General features: G+C 69.2%; 17 protein-coding genes, 1 tRNA gene and 1 pseudogene. 16 read left to right on the top strand and 3 right to left on the bottom strand.

Translation table 11 applies throughout. The features are described 5' to 3' along the window. The first annotated feature begins 8 nt into the window (after positions 1-8). The 4 genes from gyrB (at position 9) to AC4NMM_RS07275 (ending at position 7,065) form a co-directional block, all read left to right on the top strand. The gene (gene gyrB, locus AC4NMM_RS07290; RefSeq protein WP_491923940.1) at positions 9-1,925 is read left to right on the top strand and encodes a DNA topoisomerase (ATP-hydrolyzing) subunit B; all 1,917 of its coding nucleotides are present in this window, start codon (positions 9-11) and stop codon (positions 1,923-1,925) included. Continuing rightward, entirely contained in the window at positions 1,922-4,438 is a 2,517-nt protein-coding gene (gene gyrA, locus AC4NMM_RS07285) for a DNA gyrase subunit A (RefSeq protein ID WP_491923939.1), read from the top strand. Before gyrB ends, gyrA begins: the two co-directional genes overlap by 4 nt. Positions 4,439-4,524: 86 nt before the next feature. Continuing rightward, positions 4,525-4,908 carry a hypothetical protein gene (locus tag AC4NMM_RS07280; RefSeq protein ID WP_096392988.1) on the top strand — a complete coding sequence of 128 codons (384 nt, stop codon included), beginning with the start codon at positions 4,525-4,527 and terminating at the stop codon, positions 4,906-4,908. 48 nt (positions 4,909-4,956) lie between these two features. Beyond that, positions 4,957-7,065 (top strand): AMP-binding protein, encoded by a 2,109-nt coding sequence (locus tag AC4NMM_RS07275; RefSeq protein WP_491923938.1) that lies wholly within the window; start codon positions 4,957-4,959, stop codon positions 7,063-7,065. Positions 7,066-7,098: 33 nt separating this feature from the next. Here the strand turns inward: AC4NMM_RS07275 and AC4NMM_RS07270 are convergent, their stop codons facing one another. Further along, positions 7,099-7,569, bottom strand: coding sequence for a redoxin domain-containing protein (locus tag AC4NMM_RS07270; RefSeq protein ID WP_491923937.1), 471 nt, complete (start codon positions 7,567-7,569; stop codon positions 7,099-7,101). Between the two features lie 99 nt (positions 7,570-7,668). On the opposite strand from AC4NMM_RS07270, the gene AC4NMM_RS07265 reads away from it, so the two are divergent. Then, complete coding sequence (locus tag AC4NMM_RS07265; RefSeq protein WP_004595696.1) at positions 7,669-7,944, top strand: Sec-independent protein translocase subunit TatA/TatB; 276 nt, start codon at positions 7,669-7,671, stop codon at positions 7,942-7,944. A gap of 53 nt (positions 7,945-7,997) precedes the next feature. Continuing rightward, positions 7,998-8,070: transfer RNA gene (locus AC4NMM_RS07260), tRNA-Arg, on the top strand. 247 nt (positions 8,071-8,317) lie between these two features. Here the strand turns inward: AC4NMM_RS07260 and AC4NMM_RS07255 are convergent. Further along, positions 8,318-9,007, bottom strand: coding sequence for a DUF1405 domain-containing protein (locus AC4NMM_RS07255; protein WP_491923936.1), 690 nt, complete (start codon positions 9,005-9,007; stop codon positions 8,318-8,320). A 107-nt stretch (positions 9,008-9,114) separates the two neighbouring features. Here AC4NMM_RS07255 and AC4NMM_RS07250 point away from each other — a divergent pair, with 107 nt between their 5' ends. From AC4NMM_RS07250 to AC4NMM_RS07220, 7 genes and pseudogenes are all read left to right on the top strand, one after another. After that, on the top strand, positions 9,115-13,011 hold the full coding sequence (locus tag AC4NMM_RS07250; RefSeq protein ID WP_491923935.1) for an ATPase, T2SS/T4P/T4SS family: 3,897 nt from the start codon (positions 9,115-9,117) through the stop codon (positions 13,009-13,011). Positions 13,012-13,036: 25 nt separating this feature from the next. Beyond that, positions 13,037-15,065: pseudogene (locus AC4NMM_RS07245) on the top strand (type II secretion system F family protein). Beyond that, positions 15,055-15,594 (top strand): DUF7287 family protein, encoded by a 540-nt coding sequence (locus tag AC4NMM_RS07240; RefSeq protein ID WP_096392993.1) that lies wholly within the window; start codon positions 15,055-15,057, stop codon positions 15,592-15,594. Before AC4NMM_RS07245 ends, AC4NMM_RS07240 begins: the two are co-directional and overlap by 11 nt. Before the next feature lies 1 nt (position 15,595). After that, positions 15,596-16,207 carry a DUF7288 family protein gene (locus AC4NMM_RS07235; RefSeq protein WP_491923934.1) on the top strand — a complete coding sequence of 204 codons (612 nt, stop codon included), beginning with the start codon at positions 15,596-15,598 and terminating at the stop codon, positions 16,205-16,207. After that, on the top strand, positions 16,195-17,238 hold the full coding sequence (locus AC4NMM_RS07230) for a DUF7261 family protein (protein ID WP_491923933.1): 1,044 nt from the start codon (positions 16,195-16,197) through the stop codon (positions 17,236-17,238). Before AC4NMM_RS07235 ends, AC4NMM_RS07230 begins: the two co-directional genes overlap by 13 nt. Further along, the gene (locus AC4NMM_RS07225) at positions 17,231-17,722 is read left to right on the top strand and encodes a DUF7266 family protein (RefSeq protein ID WP_096392995.1); all 492 of its coding nucleotides are present in this window, start codon (positions 17,231-17,233) and stop codon (positions 17,720-17,722) included. Before AC4NMM_RS07230 ends, AC4NMM_RS07225 begins: the two co-directional genes overlap by 8 nt. Further along, complete coding sequence (locus AC4NMM_RS07220) at positions 17,719-18,519, top strand: DUF7289 family protein (RefSeq protein ID WP_491923932.1); 801 nt, start codon at positions 17,719-17,721, stop codon at positions 18,517-18,519. The genes AC4NMM_RS07225 and AC4NMM_RS07220 overlap by 4 nt, the downstream gene beginning before the upstream one ends. 33 nt (positions 18,520-18,552) lie before the next feature. Here the strand turns inward: AC4NMM_RS07220 and AC4NMM_RS07215 are convergent, their stop codons facing one another. Next, complete coding sequence (locus AC4NMM_RS07215) at positions 18,553-20,385, bottom strand: DUF7289 family protein (RefSeq protein ID WP_491923931.1); 1,833 nt, start codon at positions 20,383-20,385, stop codon at positions 18,553-18,555. A gap of 155 nt (positions 20,386-20,540) precedes the next feature. Here AC4NMM_RS07215 and AC4NMM_RS07210 point away from each other — a divergent pair, with 155 nt between their 5' ends. The 3 genes from AC4NMM_RS07210 (at position 20,541) to AC4NMM_RS07200 (ending at position 22,457) form a co-directional block, all read left to right on the top strand. After that, positions 20,541-21,395, top strand: a complete 855-nt coding sequence (locus AC4NMM_RS07210) for an alanyl-tRNA editing protein (protein WP_096392997.1) — start codon at positions 20,541-20,543, stop codon at positions 21,393-21,395. An 82-nt stretch (positions 21,396-21,477) separates the two neighbouring features. After that, positions 21,478-21,798 (top strand): transcription factor S, encoded by a 321-nt coding sequence (locus tag AC4NMM_RS07205; RefSeq protein ID WP_491923930.1) that lies wholly within the window; start codon positions 21,478-21,480, stop codon positions 21,796-21,798. Positions 21,799-21,914: 116 nt separating this feature from the next. Continuing rightward, entirely contained in the window at positions 21,915-22,457 is a 543-nt protein-coding gene (locus tag AC4NMM_RS07200; protein WP_096392999.1) for a DUF6517 family protein, read from the top strand. Position 22,458: the final 1 nt, after the last annotated feature.

The following is a 22,458-nucleotide window of genomic DNA, read 5'->3' as shown; positions in this document are numbered from 1 at the left end:
AAGTTCCTATGTCAGAGCAGAGCGAATACGGAGCCGGCCAAATACAGGTCCTCGAAGGCCTACAGGCCGTCCGTAAGCGACCGGCGATGTACATCGGGTCCACGGACGGTCGGGGGCTCCACCATCTCGTCTACGAGGTCGTCGACAACTCCATCGACGAGGCGCTCGCGGGCCACTGCGAGGAGATCGAGGTGCGGATCCACGACGACGGCTCCGTCTCCGTCAGCGACGACGGGCGGGGAATTCCGGTCGACACCCACGAGGAGTACGACAGGCCGGCGCTGGAGGTCATCATGACCGTCCTCCACGCCGGCGGGAAGTTCGACTCCAAGTCGTACCAGGTCTCCGGCGGCCTCCACGGCGTCGGCGTCAGCGTCGTGAACGCGCTCTCCCAGCGGTTAGCGGTCGAGGTCAAGCGCGACGGCGGCGTCTTCCGCCACCGGTTCGCGGGGGGCGAGCCCGCCGAGGACGGCTTCGAGCGCGTCCGCGACATGGACGACGGCGAGTCGACGGGTACGGAAATCCGCTTCTGGCCCGACGAGGAGATTTTCGAGACGACCGAGTTCCAGACGTCGACGCTCGCGAACCGGCTGCGCGAGCTCGCGTTCCTCAACTCCGGCGTCGAGATCCGGCTCGTCGACGACCGCGACGACACCGAGGAGACGTTCAAGTACGACGGCGGGATCCGGGAGTTCGTCGAGTACCTCAACGAGACGCGCTCGCCGATCCACGAGGAGGTCATCTACTTCGAGGACGAGACCGACGGCGTCCACGTCGAGGTCGCGATGCAGGCGACCGAGGAGCTCCAGGGCTCCGTCCACGCGTTCGCCAACAACATCAACACCCGCGAGGGCGGCACCCACCTCACCGGCTTCAAGACCGCCCTCACCCGGACGGTCAACGACTACGCCAACGAGCACGGCCTCGTCGACGACCTCGACGCGAACCTCAAGGGCGAAGACGTCCGCGAGGGGCTCACGGCGGTCGTCTCGGTGAAACACCCCGACCCGCAGTTCGAGGGGCAGACGAAGACGAAGCTCGGCAACAGCGAGGTCCGCGGCGTCGTCGAGTCCGCGACCCACCAGAAGCTCGGCACCTTCTTCGAGGAGAACCCGGACACCGCGGAGAAGGTCGTCCACAAGGCCGCCGAGGCCGCCAGGGCGCGGAAGGCCGCGAAGAAGGCGGAGGAGCTCACCCGCCGGAAGTCGGCGTTGGAGTCGACTGCCTTACCCGGCAAGCTCGCGGACTGCCAGACGCGCGACCCCACCGAGGCCGAACTGTTCGTAGTCGAGGGCGACTCCGCGGGCGGCTCGGCAAAGCAGGGCCGCAACCGCGAGAACCAGGCGATCCTCCCGCTGAAGGGGAAGATCCTTAACGTCGAGAAACACCGCCTCGACCGCATCTTGGAGAACGACGAGATCCGCGCGCTGATCACCGCGATCGGCGCGGGGATCGGAGAAGAATTCGACATCGAAGATGTCAGATATAATAAAATAATTCTCATGACGGATGCAGATGTCGACGGAGCCCACATCAGAACGCTCCTTCTCACGCTCCTCTACCGCCACATGAAGCCCCTCCTGGAGGCCGGCTACGTGTACGCGGCCCAGCCGCCCCTCTACCGCGTTCGCTACCGTGGCGAGACGTACGACGCGATGACCGAGGAAGAGCGCGACCGGATCGTCGAGGAGGAGTGCGACGGCAACCCCACGCAGGTCCAGCGGTTCAAGGGCCTCGGCGAGATGAACCCCGACCAGCTGTGGGACACCACGATGGACCCGGAGAACCGCCGGCTCAAGCGGATCACCATCGACGACGCGGCCGCGGCGGACCGGATGTTCAACGTGCTGATGGGTGACGCGGTCGAGCCGCGCAAGCAGTTCATCAAGGAGCACGCGACCGAGGCGGAGTGGGTGGACATATGAGCTCGGAGAGTCCCGACCCGGACCACGCGGACGTCCGCGCCGCGCAGGTGACGAACGCGCGCATCGAGGACGAGATGGAGCAGTCGTACATCGACTACGCGATGTCCGTCATCGCGGGACGGGCGCTCCCGGACGTGCGCGACGGGCTCAAGCCCGTCCACCGGCGCATCCTCTTCGCGATGAACGAGGCGGGCGTGACGAGCAACTCCGCGCACCGCAAGTCCTCCTCCGTCGTCGGCGAGACGATGGGCGACTACCACCCGCACGGCGACAGCGCGATCTACGACACGCTCGCGCGGATGGCGCAGGACTTCTCGATGCGCTACCCGCTCGTCGACGGCCAGGGGAACTTCGGCTCCGTCGACGGCGACCCGCCGGCCGCGATGCGGTACACGGAGGCCCGGATGGCCCCCATCGCCGAGGAGCTCATGGCGGACATCGAGCGCGACACCGTCGACTTCTCGGCGAACTACGACGACCGCTTAGAGGAGCCGGAGGTGCTGCCCGCGGCGTTCCCGAACCTGCTCGTCAACGGCTCGTCAGGCATCGCCGTCGGGATGTCGACGAACATCCCGCCGCACAACCTCGGCGAGGTGATCGACGCCACCGTCGAGCTGATCGAGACCCCCGACGCGAGCGTCGAGGACCTGATGGAACACGTCAAGGGGCCGGACTTCCCGACCGGCGCGAACATCGTCGGGCGGAACGCGGTCCACAAGGCGTACAAGACGGGCCGCGGGCGGATCCGCGTCCGCGCGGAGTTCGAGGTCCACGAGGAGGAGGGCCGGATCGTCATCAGCGAGCTCCCCTTCCAGCAGAACAAGTCGCGGCTCGTCGAGCGCATCGCCGAGGACGTCAACGAGGGCGCGATCGAGGGAATCCGCGACCTGCGCGACGAGTCCGACCGCGACGGGATCCGGATCGTCGTCGAGCTCAAGCGCGACGCGATGGCCGAGGTCGTCAAGAACCAGCTGCTAGAGAGCCACCTCGAACGCACGTTCGGCGTCATCAACCTCGCCCTCGTCGACGGCTCGCCGCAGGTGTTGGACCTGAAGCAGACGCTCGAACACTACGTCGACCACCGCCGCGAGGTCGTCCGCCGGCGCTCCGAGCACGAGCTCGAAGAGCGGGAGGAGCGCGCGCACATCCTCGAAGGCCGGCTGAAGGCGCTCGACAACGTCGACAGCGTGGTCGAGACGATCCAGGACTCCGACGACCGCGACGCCGCGAAGGCCGCGCTGGAGTCGACGTTCGACTTCACCGAGGCGCAGGCGGCCCACATCGTCCGGATGCAGCTCGGCTCGCTCACCTCGATGGAGACGGCGGAGATCGAGGAGGAGTACGAGGAGGTGAACGCGCGGATCGAGCGGCTGGAGACCATCCTCTCTGACCCCGACGAGCTCGACCAGGTGATCGTCGACGAGCTTCGGGAGATCAAAGCCGAGTACGACGACGAGCGCCGCACGAGCTTCATCGAGGACGCGGGCGACGTGACCCACGAGGACCTGATCCCCGAGGAGGAACAGGTCGTCGTGATGAGCGAGGACGACTACATCAAGCGGATGCCGCTCGACGAGTTCCGCGCGCAGAACCGCGGCGGCAAGGGGATCATCGGCACCGGGCTCAAGGAGGGCGACCGCGTCTCCTCCGTGTTCGCGGCCAACTCCCACGACTACCTCCTCGTGTTCACGAACCGCGGGCAGATCTACGAGCTGAAGACCTACGAGATCCCGGAGATGTCCCGCACGGCCCGCGGGAAGTCCGCGGTCAACCTCCTCGACCTCGACGACGGCGAGGAGATCGAGTCGGTGGTCAACACGGAGGACCTCGACGACGACGAGTTCCTCACGATGGTCACTCGCGACGGCTACATCAAGCGGACCGCCGTCGACGAGTTCGGCAACATCCGGTCGACGGGGATCCGCGCGATCCGGCTGGAGGACGGCGACGAGCTCGTCGACGTGGAGGTGACCGACGGCCAGACCGACATCGTCATCGGCAGCCGGAACGGGATGGCGATCCGCTTCGACGAGTCGGACGCCCGCGCGATGGGTCGCACGGCCCGCGGCGTGATCGGCATCGACCTCCGCGAGGGAGACGCCGTCGCCGGCGTCGCCGCAATCGACGACGAGTACCACAACTGGGTGCTCACCGTCACCGAGAACGGGTACGGGAAGCGCTCCGACCTCGACGAGTACCGCCCGCAGTCGCGCAACGGCAAGGGGCTCGTCGACATCAAGACCGGCGACCGGAACGGCGAGGTCGTCGCCATCGAGGCGGTCACCTACGGCGACCACCTCGTCGCGATGAGCGGGGCCGGCCAGATCATGCGGACCCGCGTCGAGGAGATCTCGACGGTGAGCCGCAACACGAAGGGAGTCATCGTGATGAACCTCGAACCCGACGACGAGGTCGCCTCGGTCGACATCGTCCCCGAGTCGGTCCACGCCGCCGCGGACGGGGAAGAGGCGGACGACGACGGGACGGACGCCGACGAGACGGACGACGAATAGCGGACCGAGAACCGATTTTCGTTTTCGCGTTTTGCCGCCCTCGCGGCGTGTCCGGGCTTGAAGTCCCGCCGCGACGAGCGATCGCCATGGAACGACGCAGACTCCTCGCCGTGAGCACCGGCTCGCTCGCAGCCGCGGCCGCCGGCTGTCTCGGCCTCGGTGAGGCCGACCCCGGCCGACTCGACCTGACGGTCCGCAACGACGGCGACGCCCCCGTCGACGTGGAGGTGGTCGTCGAGGGAGACGACGGGACGACGTACGCGGAGGAGTCCGACCGCGTCGACGCCGGCGTCGCTCGGGCGTTCGAGGTCGCCGTGGGGGCGACGGGCCGACACGAGGTAACGGTGACCGGCGTCGACTGGGAGGGACGACTCGCGTGGGACGCGGACACCTGTCGGCTGTACGACGGGCGGGTCACGGTCGACGGCGAGACCGTCGAGGTCGCGGGCGAGTGCGCCGACCTGCGATAGATCCTTCAGGAAAGTTACTTACTGTCGCCGCGAAAATCACCGGACGAGATGACCGAGTACGAGGGGATAGACGAGGTCGTACACGAACCGAGCGAGGCGTTCGCCGAGTCGACGAACGTCGCCGCGTTCATGCGGGAGTACGGGATCGACGACTACGAGGAACTGATCGAGCGCACCACATCGGCGGTCGACGGCGAGCCCGCGTCCGGCGTCGACTGGTTCTGGGACGAGATCGTCGACTACCTCGACATCGAGTTTTACACGGACTACGACGCGGTCCGGGACGGCGCGGAGCGACGCTCCGCGGGCAACCGGACGCAGTCCGGTGACGACTCCGACGGCCCGCAGTTCACCGACTGGTACCCCGGCGGCGAGATCAACGTCTCGCACAACGTCGTCGACCGCCACGCCGCGGTCGACTCGCCGAACCGGAACCGCGTCGCGCTGATCTGGGAGGGCGAGCCCGGCGACGTCCGCGAGATCACCTTCCACGAGCTCCGCCGGCAGAGCGACCGCGTCGCGAACTACCTGACCGAGACGGGGATCGAGACGGGCGACACCGTCGGCCTGTACATGCCGATGGTGCCGGAGGTCGTTTCGATCCTCTACGGCTGCCTGAAGGTCGGCGCGATCGCGGTGCCGATCTTCTCCGGGTTCGGGCGCGAGGCGACCGCGACGCGGATCGACGACGCGGAGCCCTCGGTGCTTTTCACCGGCGACGGGTTCTACCGCCGGGGCGACGAGGTCCGCCTGAAGGCGACCGCGGACGACGCCATCGCTGACGCGGGGCACGTCGAGGAGGTGGTCGTCTACGATCGACTGGGGACGACGCCCGCGAGCGACGGTGAGGACGGAGCCGACGGGAGCGACGACGCCGACGGGAGCGACGACGCCGACGCAGACCCCGTCCCGTGGGACGGCGATCGCGACCGGACGTGGGACGAGGCGGTCGGCTCCCAGCCCGCGACGTACGAGACGAAGCACCTCCCGAGCGACCAGGAGTCGCTGCTGCTGTACTCCTCGGGCACCACCGGCGAGCCGAAGGGGATCGTCCACACCCACGCGGGCGTCCTCACGCAGTGCGCCAAGGAGATCCACTTCGGCTTCGACCAGAAGCCGGCGGACCGCTTCTTCTGGGTCTCCGACATCGGCTGGATGATGGGGCCGTGGACGCTGATCGGCAACCACGCGTTCGGCGGGACGGTGGTGATGTACGAGGGCGCGCCCGACCACCCCGAGCCGGACCGCTTCTGGGAGATGATCGAGCGACACGGGATCACGCAGTTCGGCATCTCGCCGACCGCGATCCGCGCGCTCCGCAAGCACGGGGATGAGTGGGTCGAGGGTCACGACCTCTCTTCGCTCAGAATCCTGGGTTCCACCGGCGAGCCGTGGGACCCCGAGTCGTGGCGCTGGTTCTACGACGCGGTCGGCGGGGGCGAGTGCCCGATAATCAACATCTCCGGCGGCACGGAGATCTGCGGCTGCTTCCTGATGCCGATGCCGAACCAGCCGCTGAAGCCCTGTACGCTCGGCGGCCCGGGGCTGGGGATGGACATCGACATCGTCGACGAGACCGGTGAGTCGGTGAAAGAGTCAGGCGAGCGCGGCTATCTCGTCGCGCGCGACTCCTGCCCGTCGATGACGAAGTCGCTGTGGTCGGGCGACGAACGCTACCTCGACGAGTACTGGTCGACGTGGGAGGATCTCTGGGACCACGGCGACTTCGCGCAGAAGGACGAGGACGGCTTCTGGTTCCTCCACGGCCGCGCCGACGACGCCCTGAACGTCGCGGGCCGGAAGGTCGGTCCGGCCGAGATCGAGGGCGTCCTCATCGACCACGACGCCGTCAACCAGGCGGCGGCGGTCGGCGTCCCCGACGACACCACCGGCACCGCGGTCGTCGCGTACGTCGTCCTCGAACCGGGCGTCGACCCGAGCGACGACCTCCGCGAGGAGCTGCGGGCGCTGGTCGGCGACGAGCACGGCAAGCCGTTCCGGCCGCGCGAGCTGCTGTTCGTCGACGCGTTCCCGAAGACGCAGTCGGGGAAGATCATCCGCCGCGCGATCGAGTCGGTGTACGTCGGCGAGGACCCGGGCGACCTCTCCTCGATGGAGAACCCGGAGGCGCTGGAGGCGCTTCGGGACCCGGCCTGAGCGGCGCGCCGCCCGGTCGAACCGACTCGCCCCTCAGGCGGCCGCGTCCGCCACCGCCTCGGCGAGCGCGTCGTAGTCCGGCTCTTTCCCGGCGCTCTCCGCGAGCCAGCGGTAGGTCACGGTCCCGTCCGCGTCGATCACGAAGACGGCGCGCTGTGCGACGGTTTCGACGCCGTAGTGTTCGAACGCCTCGATAACGTCGTACGCCTCGATGGCGCGGTGGTCTGGGTCGCCGACCAGCGCGAACGGGAGGTCGTACTGCGCGCGGTACGCGCCGAGCGCGTGCGGGAGGTCGGTACTCACCCCGAACAGCGTGCAGTCGTCGCGGTCGAACCCGTCCCGCAGCGCCTCCATCTCGTCGGTACAGGTGTTCGAGAAGGCGGCGGGGAAGAAGGCGAGCACGACCGGTTCGTCGCCGAGGTGGTCCGAGAGCGCGAACGGCTCGATGTCGCCGTCCACGAGCGATCCGGTGAAGTCGGGGGCGTCGTCGCCGACGTCTGGCATGCCGAACACGTCGTCGGCCGCGCGTATCACCGTTTCGGCGGCGGCGGTCCGATCGAGGCAAAAAGACTATAATCGACACAGGGTTACTGCGAGACAGAGATGGTAAGTGCGACACCACTAATCGGCGGCATTCCGGCGGGGCCGGAGCTCCTCATCATCCTGCTCGTGTTGGTCCTGCTGTTCGGGGCGAACAAGATCCCGAAGCTCGCTCGGTCGACCGGCCAGGCGATGGGAGAGTTCAAGAAAGGCCGCGAACAGGTCGAAGAGGAGCTGAAAGACATGCAGGACGGCGAGAAGGCGGACTCGACGCTCGACGACGAGGACGACGACCTCGACGAACTCGAGACCGAGACCGACAAGGAAACCAGCACGTAAGCCGGCCCCCTCCGCCGACCGATCCCCGCCGTTCCGTTTTCTCCACCCGTTCTGGGCGCGTGGCCTAGCGGACAGGGCGAGAGGTTCCTAACCTCTCGATCGCGGGTTCAAATCCCGCCGCGCCCGCTATCTGCGAACGAAGTGAGCAGTAGCGGCGCAAGCGGGATTTGAAGCAGGGAACGGAGCGAGCGAAGCGAGCGGAGTGACTGAGGTTCAAATCCCGTCGCGCCCGTTCCCTCGCTCCGCTCAGTCACGGGCGCGACTGGCTCCACGCTCACTCGCTCCGCTCGTTCGCGTGGATCCCGCCGCGCCCTTTTAATATATTTAAATAGCGCTCGCCGCACTCGACTTTTCCGAGCGCTGCTCAGTCCAACTACTCTTCCAGCCGCCGGAACGAGCGCGACGCGAGCGCGACCGACCCGACCGCGATCGCGAGCGTCGCGACCGCCAGCCCCGGCCCGGGCTCGTACAGCAGCGGCGGATGGAAGCCGAACACGTAGTCGACGACGACGTTCGCGACGCCGAGCGCGAGCGCCGCCGCGAGCGCGCCGCGCGTCGTCCGCCCGAAGGCGGGGAACAGCAGCGCGAGCCCCACGAACAGCAGGTGCGTGCCGATCACCCCCCAGTAGTAGATCCAGGCGTCGGGCGCGGCGACGTACTCGCCGAACGCGAGGTTGAGCGAGACCACCGGCCAGACGCCGAACTGGACCAGCCAGACGAACGCGAGCGTGTGGAGGTACGCCAGCGGCCGCGACGTGGGGGTGTCCGCAGTGATGTCGCCGCCGCGCCGCACGGTCGCGACCAAGGTCGCGAGGACGGCACCGCCGAGCGCGACGGCGACCGCCGAGTCCGCGTACAGCGGCCAGAGGAGAATCGGTACCTCGCCCGCGGTCGGCGCGTAGTACCCGATCCCCACCGCGAGCATGAACGCCGTGAACGCGCAGACGACGGCGAGGCTCCGCGGGGTCCCGAGCAGTTCCTCGGCGATCGCCGCCCTCACCCGCCGCCTGACCGCCTGTCGGCGGAGCCGTCGAAGCCGTCGGAGTCGCTCGGCGTGTGACACGGGTGGCGATCGGTGCGCGGGGGCCTAAAATCCGCCCGTCGCCGACGATTATCAATCGCGGTGTTTTGCGAGACACCTTTTTCAACGGATGCGCCGTTCCCTCGACCATGGCCAACGAGGACGCCGAGCGGTCCGCCCCCCGATCCGACCCCGAGGGCGATCGATCGGCGTCCAGCGCGGCGGAGTCCGTGGCGACCGACCCGGACGCGGCGACGGCGGACAGGGCGGACTCAGACGCGGCGGACTCGGACGCGGCGACGGCGGACGGGGCGGAAACGGAGTCGGGAAATCGAGACGAGACAGACGACCCGGCCGACGGGGCATCCGACCTCTCGGAGGCCGCCGAGCGGGACGGAACGAGCGACGGCACGCCGGTCGTCACCGATCGGTACTCCTGGCGGTCGCTGCTCGCGGAGCACGGCCACGAGGACGCCGCGGAGCGCGTGTACGCCGACGTGCCGGACGCGCCGGCCGTCCCGGCGGACGCCGTCGCGCTCCACCTTCCGAACGGCGCGGGCGAGATCGTTCGCGCCCCGGGCGTCGACGAGCCCTTCGAAGCGGACGGCGAGACCGAGGTGCCCGGCCACGGCACCCCCGATCGGGGGACGCTCGTGGTCGGCACCGACGCCGTCGTCCTCGACGGGGCCGCCGTCGTGCCGACCGGCGAACGGGTAGCGGCGCCGGCGGCGCCCGACCGCGTCGAGAACGACGATGTTGGTGACGACGCTGCTCCCGAGGCCGACGCCGAGCTGGGATCGGCCGCGGAGTCCGCCGGAGACGCGGACGAAACGGAAACAGAAGTACGGGAAGCGGTCGATACGAGCGACGAAACGGCTGCGAACGAGGAGACGGACGCGACCGAGCTAGACGCGCGTGGCGACGAGGGAGACGACGAGCGGAGCGACCACGACGAGGCCGAACGCCTCGACAGCGCCCCCGAGACCGTCTTCGACGTCCCGGTCGGCCGCGGCGGCGTCGCCGGCGTCGTCGTCGCGCCCGGCGGTAGCGTCGAGTCGGTCCCGTCGCGCGTGCCGACACCGGAGGAGTGGGACCGAGTCGACTTCGATCCGGCGACGCTCCTCGGATTCGACCCGAGCGAGACCGACTACCGGTTCCGCGCGGCCGCCGCGGTCGGGGACGTCCTCTGGGACCTGTGTGCGGCCCGGTACGACCCCTACTCGGTCCCCGTGTTGAAGGGGTACTACACGTGGGACGACTACCGCGAGGAGTTCTTCCTCGACGAGGAGGGGAACCCGCCGACCGAGGAGAACGAGGAGGAGGAGGCGGTGCCGCTCGAGTTCACCCACGAGGACAAGACCGAGGCGCTCGGCTTCGATCCGGACCGGACCGAGGAGCTGCTCGGGGTGGGCGGGGGCGCCGCGGCCGACCTCGTCGACCTCGTCGAGGAGCGGACCGTGGACGTCAACCCCGAGGTCGACGAGGACGCGTTCTTCTCGACCGACGAGGGCCACACCACGCTGACGAACCGGTACGACCTGGAGAAGGCGGTGCCGATGCCGAAGAAGACGCACTTCCAAGAGGAGGAGCGCTACTGGGTGAACAAGCCGTACGCGTTCGTGATCGTCTTCCGGTCGCGGAAGGAGAACGAGGCGAAGTACTACGCCGTCCAGCCGTACCGGACGGAGATCGAGACGGACCTCACGGAGTTCCTCACCGGCAAGCTCCGGACCTCGATCAAGTACGCCGACGAGTCGATCGCGGGCGGCGACGAGTCGTTCCGCGAGGAGGTGATAGTCGAGGAGACGCGCACGCTGCTCGACCGCTACGGACTCTACGAGGACGAGGGCGAGGAACGCGGCATCGCGGACACGCTGGTCGACCGGTTCGGCATCGACCCGACCGAGGGAATCGCCGGGCGGATCGCGGAGTCGCTGGGCTACGAGCCCCCGACCGAGGAGCCGGCCGACCCGCCGAAGATCAGCGCTCGGCCCGAGCCCGCGCTTCTTGCCGAGGACTCCCGGACGCTCTCCGCCCATCAGGTCGAAAAGCTGCTGTACTACCTGAAGCGGGACTTCGTCGGCTACGAGCGGATCGACCCGATCAAGTACGACATCAACGTCGAGGACATCTCCTGTGACGGGTACGACTCCCCGGTCTTCGTCTACCACTCCGAGTACGAGCAGATCATCACCAACGTCTACCACGGCACCGACGAGCTCGACGACTTCGTCGTGAAGCTCGCGCAGCGCTCGGGGAAGGGCATTTCGAAGCGCCGGCCGCAGGTGGACGCCACCCTCCCGGACGGCTCGCGGGCCCAGCTCACGCTCGGCCGTGAGGTGTCCGACCACGGGACCAACTACACGATCCGGCAGTTCAACGACGTCCCCTTCACCCCGATCGACCTCATCAACTGGAAGACGTTCTCGCTCGACGAGATGGCCTTTTTGTGGCTCTCGATCGAGAACCACAAGAGCCTGATCTTCGCGGGCGGCACCGCGTCCGGGAAGACGACGAGCCTGAACGCCGTCTCCCTCTTCATCCCCTCGAACGCGAAGATCGTCTCCATCGAGGACACCCGCGAGGTGGAGCTCCCCCAGCGCAACTGGATCGCCTCCGTCACGCGCCCCTCCTTCTCCGACGACGACAAGGGCGACATCGACGAGTTCGACTTACTGGAGGCCGCGCTCCGTCAGCGCCCCGACTACATCGTGATGGGCGAGATCCGCGGCGAGGAGGGTCGGACCGCCTTCCAGGTGATGTCCACCGGACACACCACCTACACCACGTTCCACGCGGACTCCGTCGGCGAGGTGCTCAAGCGGTTCACCACCGATCCGATCAACGTCTCGAAGACGATGTTCACGGCGCTGGACCTCGTCTCGATCCAGACCTCCACTCGGGTTCAGGGGAAGAAGGTCCGGCGGAACAAGTCGATCACCGAGATCAACCACTACGACGCCGAGAACGACGAGATCAACGTTCAGGACGTGTTCCAGTGGCAGGCGGAGACGGACGAGTTCCTCCAGATGGGCGACTCGAACACCCTCGAAGACATCATGTTCGACCGCGGCTGGAGCCGGGCGACCCTCGACGAGGAGCTGCGCAAGCGGCGGGTCGTGTTGGCGTACCTCATCGATCGCGGGCTCAACAGCTACGCACAGGTGGCGGCGACGTTCCAGGCGTTCATCAACGACCCGGAGACGGTCCTCGCGCTGATGGCCAACGAGGAGCTGGAGCGTTCGCTGGAGGACCTCCGCGAGATGGAGTCGGTGCTGATCAACGTCGACCGCGAGAAGGAGGCGCTCGTCCCCCGGCCGAAGCCGGACGCGGACGGCGAGGCCGAGGCCGCGGAGATACTCGAGTCCGCCGAGGACCTGTTCGAGACGTACCGCGGCGAGGTGCCCGACTCGGTCGCCGACGCGCTCCTGGAGATGAACCACGCGGGCGACGTCGAAGCGACCCCGAGCGACCGCGAGGCGCTCGCCGAGACGGCCCGGGAGGCCGAGGCGGCCGACGACGATCCGGCCGGGCCGGAGCCGGCGACGAACGCGACGGACGCGGACGACGCGAGCGCGACGCCACCGGACGCCGAGGGGTCGGCCCCCTCGGGAACCCCGTCTCCGGACCCCGCGCACGGCGACTTCGAGGGCGTCTCCGAGGCGGCCGGCGACGGCTCCGGCGGCCCGAACCGGATCGACTTCGGAGAGCCCTTCGACGAGGGGGTCGACGTGCTATCGTCGCCCGGGGGCCCGCCCGAGCGGGGCGCGGACCCCGGCCCGGACGCGGACCTCGACGTGAGCGAGGGGTTCGGCGCCGCGGACTCTGTCGCGGGCGAGCCCTCGGCCGAAACCGACGACGGAGATCCGGATCAGGACGGCGGAGAGTTTGTGGAGGGAGCTGACGAGAGCGACGGCACCGAGGACGAAGGTGAGATCGACAACTCTGAGGACGAAGGCGAGAGCGGCGACGGTTTCGACGAGGGATCGGCCGACGACATCGACGACTGGGGGTTCGACGCCGTCGAGCCCGCGGAGGACGGGTGACTATGCCCGTCGCGAGGGCAGCGCCGTGAGCCTCGACGTGGACGCGGGCGACGGCGGCGTCGACGCGAACGTCCTCGCGGAGCTGTGTTACCCGGCCTTCGAGCTGCTGTTCGACCCCGAGGGCGATTTCGTCGCGGACGTCGAGCGCAAGCTCTCGGAGGCGCGGATGCCCGACCAGGTCGAGATGTACGTCTCGCTGGCGCTGGCGGTCGGCCTGCTGGTCGGCGGGGCGCTGTGGGCGCTCGGCACGCTGGTCGGCTACGGGGTGTTCTCGCTCGGGCTGATCGACCCGTCGTCGCTCTCGCTCGGTATGCCGGCGCCGACGCCGGCGATCAAGGAGCTGCTCCGGTCGCTCGTCGTGCCGACGGCGGTGCTTCTCAGCGGCCTGATCTTCGGATCGATCGGGTTCGCGATCGGGTTCGGCGGCCTCGTCGCGGTCCCGTACTCGCGGGCCTCCTCCCGGAAGCGGGAGATCAACCTCCTGCTGGCCGACTCGGTGTCGTTCATGTACGCGCTCTCCGTCGGCGGGCTCAACCAGCTCGAGATCCTGCGCGCGATGGCGACCGCCGAGGACACCTACGGCGAGGTGTCCCGCGAGTTCCAGAGCATCGTCAACGAGACGGAGTACTTCGGCACCGACTACCGGAACGCGATCCGCCAGCAGTCGATGGAGACTCCCTCCGACGAGCTCTCGCAGTTCCTCGCCGACATGCTCTCCATCGTCAACTCCGGCGGCGACATGGAGAGCTTCCTGAAGGACAAGAAGGAGAAACACCTCCGCACGTCGAAACAGGAGCGCGAGATGACGCTGGAGACCTTAGAGCTGTTCGGCGAGATGTACATGACGCTCTCGCTGTTTCCCCTGCTTCTCATCATCATCCTCGTCATCATGGGGATGATGGGCGAGGCCGACGACCGGCTGCTGTACGCGACCGTGTACGTCCTCATCCCCCTGGTCGGCGCCGGGTTCCTCGTGCTGGTCTCGACGGTGAAACAGGACGAGCCCGGCGACGGCTACCTCCAGCCGGACGGCGGCAGCGAACGGCTCCGACAGACGAGCCAGGAGGGGGCTCTTCCACTTCGGGCTCGTGGAGGCGTTCGTGGGGACTTTCTCCGTCTTCGACCGTATCCGCGACCGCGAGGGGACCCACAAGACGATGGAGATCCTCTCCGCGCCGCATCTCTTCCTCCGCGAGAACCCGCTGTACACCCTCGCGTTGACCGTGCCCGCGGCGGTCGCGCTCGTCGTCGTCGCGGCCGCGGCCGGCTCGGCGCCGACGACGTTCGACGGCTGGGTCGCCCGCCCGGTGTGGTCGGCGTTCGTCTGGCTCTACGTCCCCGTCTACGTCGTCCTGATCCCCCTCGGGTTCTTTTACGAGTGGCACCAGCGCTCGCGCCGGGCGGTGACCGGGAAGCTCTCGGAGACGCTCCGGAAGCTCTCCTCCGCGAACGACACCGGACAGACGCTGTTGGAGTCCGTCCAGACCGTCTCGGAGACGTCGACCGGGAAGCTCGCCGAGGAGTTCGAGGTTATCCACGCGAAGGTGAACTACGGGATGAGCCTGCGGGACGCCCTCGTGGAGTTCAACAACTCGTACGCGGTGCCCCGGCTCGCGCGGACGGTGAAGCTTATCACCGAGGCGCAGGAGGCCTCCTCGCAGATCACGGACGTGCTGACGACGGCCGCGCAGGCCTCGGAGAACCAGGACGACATCGAGCGCGAGCGGAAGTCGCGGACCCGGATGCAGGTCGCGATCATCGTGATGACGTACGTCACGCTGCTCGGCGTGATGGCCATCCTCCAGACGCAGTTCATCGACGTGATGGGCGACCTCGTGAGCCAGAGCGACGGCGGCGGCGGGGCGGGCTTCGGCGGCGGGGGCGGCGTCGACCCCGACGTGCTCTCCATGCTGTTCTTCCACGCGGTGACGATCCAGGCGATCCTCTCGGGATTCATCAGCGGCTACATCCGCGACGCGGAACTGATCTCCGGCGTGAAGTTCGCCGTGATCCTGATGACGCTGGCGCTGGGGGTGTGGATCTATGTCGGGTGACCGCGCGCAGACGGTCCTCGACTTCGTCGTCGGGATGTCCGTGTTCCTCGTCGCGGTCGGCTTCACCTTCGCGTTCGTCCCGTCCCTGTTGGAGCCGTACGCCGTCGGCGAGGGGGCGACCGTCATCGTCGCCGAGCGCGGCGCGGCGCGGCTCGCGGAGTCGTCGCTCGCGGAGCCGTCGGTCGCCGGCGGCACGACCGCGACGCTGTCGCACGCGTGTACCCTCGCGTTCTTCGACGGGACGGACCCCGACGCGGCGGCGGACGAGTCGGACTGCGCCTGGACGGCGAACGCCGATGACCTCCACGCCGAGCTCGGCGTCGACGACCTCCGCGGGCTCAATCTCACGGTCACGCAGCACGGGGCGATAGAGACGCTGAACTCGACGGACGGCCCCGTCGCGATGCGCGCCGGGCCCGCGCCGCCCGGCGGAACGAGCGTCTCGTCGGCGAGTCGCATCGTCACCATCGACGACCCCGAGGACCCGCGGGGTCCCGAGACGTACCGACTCACGCTGCGGGTGTGGTGAGATGTTCGTCGAACATCTCCCCGACGACCGGGGGCAGGCGCACACGCTGGAGGCGTTCACGGCGGCGCTGCTCCTCGTGACCGGGCTCATCTTCGCCACGCAGGCGACGGCCGTCACGCCGCTCTCGGCGAGCACGTCGAACCAGCACGTCGAGAACCAGGCTGGGATCGCCGCGCAGGACCTGCTGTCGACGACCGACGCGAGCGGCGACCTCGAGGCGGCGCTGCTGTACTACGACAACGGCAGCTTCGTCGGCGCCGCCAACGGGGAGGGGTACGCGGGGATGCCGCCGGAGTCGCACCCGCTTCATGACCCGCTGACGGAGGCGTTCGGCGACCGCCAGATCGCGTTCGACATCGACGTCTACTACCCCGAGGACGGGGGCAACGAGACCGGCGACGTCTCGATGGTCGACATGGGCTCGCCGACGGACAACGCGGCGACGGCGAGCGTCCGCGTGGCGCTGTACGGCGACGACCGGTTCGGCGACGACGACCAGCACGTCCTCTCGACGGACGGCCCCGGCAGGGGGTACTTCGCCGATCCGGCCGACGGCGACGGTGAGGTCCTGTACACGGTCGTGGAGGTGCGCATCACCGCATGGCAGATGTGAGCCTCCCTCGCCTCGGCGGCCGCGAGCGCGACCGCGACGATCGGGGCGATCGCGGACGTGAGCGCGACGGCGCCGACCGCGACGAGGACCGGGCGCAGATCATCCTCATCACGGGGCTGACGCTCGCGGTCCTCTTCGTCGCCGTCGTGCTCCTGTTGAACACCGTCATCTACACGGAGAACCTCGCGACCCGGGGCGCCGACGCGGGCGGCGCGGAGGCGATCGAATTCCGCGACGGCGCCGTCGACGATCTCGCCGGAATCCTACACCGCGAACACCGGAACGGCTCCGCGAACGTCACCGAGTCCTTCGGCGCGAGCGCGGAGACGTACGGTCGGACGGTCGGCGACCTTCGCGCGCGCGACGGGGTGATCGCGGCGGTGCGGCCGAACCTCTCGACCGTCGAGGAGGGGTACTTCATCGCGCAGAACGAGACCGACGACGGCCTCCGGAACATGACTGCGCCCGGCTCGAACGACGCGGACTGGACCGTGGCCGGCAACGCGACCCGGACGCGGAACTACCGGCTGACGGTCGACCCCGATTCGCTGTCGGACTCGACGAGCGGCGCGTTCACCGTCGTGGCCGACGGGAGGACGGACGGGACCAACGAGACGTGGTCGGCGACGCTGACCCGGGAGACGGACGGCGACCTCACCGTGACGGTGGAGACCGCGAACGGGACGACGGCCGAGACGTTCGCGTCGCCCCCGGACGAGAACCACACCGTCGACTTCACCGCCGGCACCGTCAACGGCGAGCCGTTCGACGCGCTCGTCTGGGCCGAATGGGTCCAGACCGACGGCGACCCGTACGAGCCGTACGACGTCCGCTACGAGAACGGCGACCAGGCGCGGGGGACGTACCACCTCGTCGTCGACGACCGCGACGACGGCGCGAACCCGGGCCGCCCCTTGCGACCGTACGTCGACGAGGCGATATACAGCGTGGAAGTCGAGCTCCTCCATCGGACGCCGGAGCTGACCTACCGCGACACGGTCCGGCTCGCGCCGGGTGAGCGCGATGCGTGACGGCCCGGGCGGGACCGACCGGGCGGTGTCCGTCACCGTCGGCTACGTGATGACGCTCGCGATCTCGACGCTGCTGCTCTCCGGGCTGTTCGTCGCGGGCGGGTCGTTCGTCGACACGCAACGCGAGCGCGCGGCGCAGGGAGAGCTCACCGTCGTCGGCGAGCGGATCGCGGCCGACCTCGGCACCGTCGACAGGCTCGTCGCGACCGCGGAGTCCCGAGAGAACCTCACGGTCGACCGACCGCTGACGCTCCCGGACAGGGTGTCGGGGACCGGCTACCGGATACGGATCGCCGCGAACGGCACTCGGGGAACGATCGCCTTGGAGAGCGACGGAACCGACGCGAAAGTCGAGGTCCCGTTCCGCACGAGCGAGGGCGTCGCGGTCCGAAACGCGACCGTCGACGGCGGGAACCTCGAGATCCGGTGGGACTCGGACGCCGGCCCCGGCGGAGACGGCCAACTGGTGGTGAGCGAGCCGTGAAGGGGGCCGATCGCAACGACAGTCCCCCGTGCGCCGACAGCGACGGCGGGTTCTTGTCCGCCGACCGCGGCGTCAGCGAGACCGTCGGGTTCGTACTGGTGTTCGCGCTGATCACCTCCACCATCGCCGTGACGTTCACCGTCGGGCTCGGGGGGCTGGAGGACGCTCAGCTCGCGGAGCGCGACAACAACGTCGAGCGCGCGTTCGACGTCCTCCACGACAACTTCAACGACCTCAGCCGCGACGGCGTGCCCAGCCGGGCGACGGAGCTGCGGCTCGGCGGCGGCGAGCTCTCGTTCGACCGCGACGCCGCGTTCCGCGTCAACCGGACCGGGACGGGAGAGCTGTTCGTCGAACGGGGGTCGCTCACGTATCACGGGGCCGGCGACACCCGCATCGTCTACGAGAACGGCGCGGTGTTCCGGATGGACGGCGACAACGGCGTCATGATCAGAGAGCCCGACCTCCTCCTCGGCGACACGGTCGTCTACTCGCTGTACGGGCTCGTCGGGCCGTCGCAGACCGCGAGCGGCGAGCGGACGGTTCTCGTCGTCGGCGAGCGCGCGGATCGAAACGTACCCGTCGACGACCGCGCCGCCGACGAGAACGTCACGCTCGCGATCAACTCCACGCAGGCGGTCGTCTGGGAGCGGTACTACCGCGGCCTCGCGGAGGACAGCGATCGGATAGCCGTGTCGACGGACGGCTCCGCCGACCTCACCGTGACGTTCGTGGCCGACGAGTACGAGCGGTTCGTCCTCCACCGGACCGTCGCCCGCGTCGAGTTCTCGGACTGAGCGGGCGCCGGCGAACGACGACGCGTCCCGGCCTCAGTCTGACTCGACGACGACGCCGTGCGTAGAGACGTGGAGGTAGCTCACGACGGGGACCGTCTCGCCGTCGAACGGCTGGCGCGTGCGTAACGCCTCGTCGTAGTGGATCCGGATGTCGCCGTCGTCGAACGAGAAGGACCGGAAGGTGAACGACCCTTTGATCTCCATGTGGTCCTCCAGTTCGACCTCGCTCTGTGGGGCGTAGAAGACGCCGGTGAACCGGATCCGGTCGTCGTCGGTCTCCCCGCCCTCCATCTCTATCTCGTCGCCGCTGGAGTACAGCCAGAGGTTGCCCGCCACGTCGCCGTCGGCGGCGATCACTACCGGCCCGTCGAGGTCGATCTCGCCGGTGTTGTACACGTCGAGGCGCGTGTCCTCGGCGGTCGTCACCGAGGCGGTCCCTTGGACGCTAATCGAGTCGTCTACGTACAGCTCCGCTCGCCCGCCCCCGAGGGCCCGCACCGTCGCGTTGCCGCTGAGGTCGACGCCGTCGTCGACCAGGACCGTGACGTTCCCGCCGCCGGTGTCGAGCTCGATCCGGCTCTCCGTCCCCTCTGCCTCCAAGTTCCCCGCCACGTGGAGCGTCGCCCCGTCCGTCACTCGGAGCGTGGCGCGCTCCGAGACGGAGACGTCGCCGCTGACGTACGTATCCTCCGTTATCGTCTCCGAGTCGTTACCAGACAGAGTGATTTCGGTCGGCTGATCGGGCGCGTCCGTCACGAGGTCCTGCTCGCGTACGCCGTCGATGCGCTCCCTGATCCCGCCGGCGACCGGGGCGAGTTCGTCGAACGCGGTCTCGGTGCGGCGCTCGCCGCTGACGTTCAGCTTGTCGGACTGCCCCGGGGGGATGTTGTACGACTCCGCCGTGAGGTCCCCCCGGATCTGGACCGTCTCGGTGTTCCCGCCGCCCCCCTTAGTGAGCGCGAAGTCGCCCCGGGTCTGGATGCTGGCGCCGTCGCCGGGCGGTTGTGAGTCGTAGGTCCCGTTCGTCGAGTTGTAGCTGTCGGCGTACAGCCAGTCCACGTCGCCCATCTGGAGCTCCGAGCGGCCCGTCGCCGAGACGCTCGCGCTGAGGGTCGGGTGGTCGGTCGCGGTCCGGAGCCGGACCCGGACGCGGTCGTCGTCGAGCTCCGTCACGTCGGCGCTCGTCCGGGACTCGAAGAACCGACCCCAGGCGTCGGCGTACTCGCTCTGGACCGTGATCTCGACTGTGACGTTGCTGTCCGAGAGCGGATTCCGGTAGTCGTCGTTGGGGAACACCGACTCGGCGTCGGTCGGGCTCTCGCCGATCCGAACCGCGTCGCCGAGCTGTCCCGTCCCGTTCTCGATGGTCACGAGCGGGAGCGTGAGCGTCTCGGGCCCGTCGGTCCCGCGGTAGTGAAACTCCGGTGGCGACACCATCTGCGAGCGGCCACCGCTCGAACGCCAGACGCCGCCCCCCTGGTAGGCGACGCTCTCGCCGCCGCGCTCGTAGACGACCGCGCCGAGCGCTGTCTGGTTCGTGAACGTGCCGTTGTCGCCGCCGCGCACTTCGATCCGCAGCCAGCCGGCGTCCTCGTCGACCCGCAAGCCGGCCCCCCGGCCGACGTCGACGGCAACGCGCTGCGAGGGCGACCCGCCGTGCGCGACGAGGCTCGCCTTGGAGTCCACCTGCGTCATCGCCCCCTCGACGCGCTGGAGGTCGGCGGTCCGCTGGGCGTCGTCGAGCGCGGCGCCGCCGAGCGCGACCGTGGTGCCGACGACGGCGACCGTCAGGCCCAGCAAAAGCACCGTGCCGAGCACCTCGCTCTGCGCGCGCTCGGCGGTCGCTCCGCGCCCTGCTCCGTTCATACGGGCCAGTAGGTCGACCCCGCTGATAAACGTGGACACCCGGCTATCAGTCGCGATACCCCCGAGGCCGGGAAGACCGCTCACCGCGGCGGTTCGGCACCGCTGCGGCTCCGAAGAGCAGGGGATATATCTCGACGGCGCCCCTCTCAGCGCCCGTGACCGAGCGACTCTACCTCGCGGACGACACGGTGACGGCGTTCGAGGCGACCGTCGAACGCGTCCTCTCGGACCCCGATCGCCTCGTCCTCGACCGGACCCACTTCTACCCGACCGGCGGCGGCCAGCCGCACGACACCGGAACGATCCGGGTCGCCGACGGAGGCGACGCGGCGACGGACCGATCCGACGGCGGCGGAACCGCTCGCTGGCGCGTCGTCGACGTCCAGATGCGGGACACGGTGTACCACGAGATCGAACCGCTCGGCGGGGAGAACGGCGAGAACGGCGAGAGCGACGGGGCGGCCGACGCGGCCGAGCCGCCTCCGCTCCCGGAGCCGGGCACCGACGTCGTCTGTGAGATCGACGCTGACCGCCGCGAGGCGCACTCGCGCTATCACACCGCGCAGCACCTACTGTCGGCGCTCCTGCTCGACGAGTTCGACGCGCGGACGACGGGCAACCAGCTGTACGCCGATCGCGCGCGCCTCGACGCCGAGTACGGCCGGTTCACGGACGACGACCTCGACCGGATCGAGGCCCGGCTCAACGAGCTCGTCGCCGACGGGCGACCGGTGTCGAGCTACACGATGGACCGCGAGACCGCGGAGGCGACGCTGGACACCGACCGGACGCGGATCGACCTCCTCCCCGACTCGATCGAGGAGCTCCGGATCGTCGAGATAGCGGGGCAGGACGCCGAGGACGAGCCGTACGACCGCACCGCCTGCGCCGGGACCCACGTCGCGAACACCGCCGACGTCGGCGAGGTCGTCGTCACCGGCCGAGAGACGAAGGGGCCAGACGAGGAGCGCGTCCGGTTCGCGCTCGCCGAGCACGTCGACGCGGACTGACGGGCGCGTCGGCGCTCCGAACGCGCGTCCGACCCTCGCGCGCGATCCCGCCGTTTAAATACGATCCGCGGTAGGTTCGGGCATGAAGTTCTGCGACGAGTGCGGATCCATGATGAAATCCGGCGAGGGCGAAGACCACTGGGTGTGCGACTCCTGCGGCTACGAGATCGGTCGCGAGGACGGCGACGACGAGTGGACGACCGAGTCGCAGGTCGAGTCGGAGATCGTCGACGTGAGCGACGCCGAGGACAAGGGGCTCCCGACGACGACGGCTCAGTGTCCCAACTGCGACAACGACCGGGCGTACTGGTACATGCAGCAGATCCGCGCGGCCGACGAGTCCGAGACCCGCTTTTTCGTCTGTACCGAGTGCGAACACAAGTGGCGCGAAGACGACCACTGACCGGGTCAGCGCGCGACCGACACCCTTCTCGGATCTTCTCCGTTGCCGCCCGGGCGTCCGGCTGACGCCACCCGAGCGCCCGTCCGTTTTATTCCCGTCCGGGGCGAGGCGGGACCATGGAGCCACCGGTCGTCCCCCGCGACCGCCTCGACGGCTGGACGCTCGTCGAGGCGGCGACGGAACGCCCGTTCGAGGCCGGCCCGGTCTCGATCACGGCGGGGACGGCCCGATACGAGCGCGAGACCGCCCCGCCGCGACCGTTCTTCTTCGCGAGCCGACTCCGGGTCTCCCCGGACGCCGGGCCGAACCCCGCCCTGACCCGACTCGTCGAGTCGCGGGCCCGCGAGGGGTTCCGCGACCGCCTCGCCGACCGGGACATCTCCGACCTCGCGCGGCGCGACGAGCGGCGCCTCGACGTCGACGACCCGGCCGCGTCGCGCGCGACGCTCACCGTGTTCCACGGCCGCTGCGCGGTCGACGGCGAACGGGTTCCCGTCGAAGCCCTGCTGGCGGTGTGGGAGGCCGGCGAGTACCTGCTCGCGGGCGGCGCCTATCCGATCGGCGACGGCTTCGAGGCGACGAGAGGGGACGTGCTGTCGCTGGTGCGCGGCGTTCGGCCGCCGGACGCCGAGGGCGGTGCCGTCGAGCGCTCGGAATAGC

The sequence above is a fragment of the Halorubrum sp. SD41 genome (assembly GCF_058630335.1).
The sequence above is the reverse complement of the archived record's forward strand: the minus strand, read 5'-3'. Positions and strand labels throughout refer to the sequence as shown.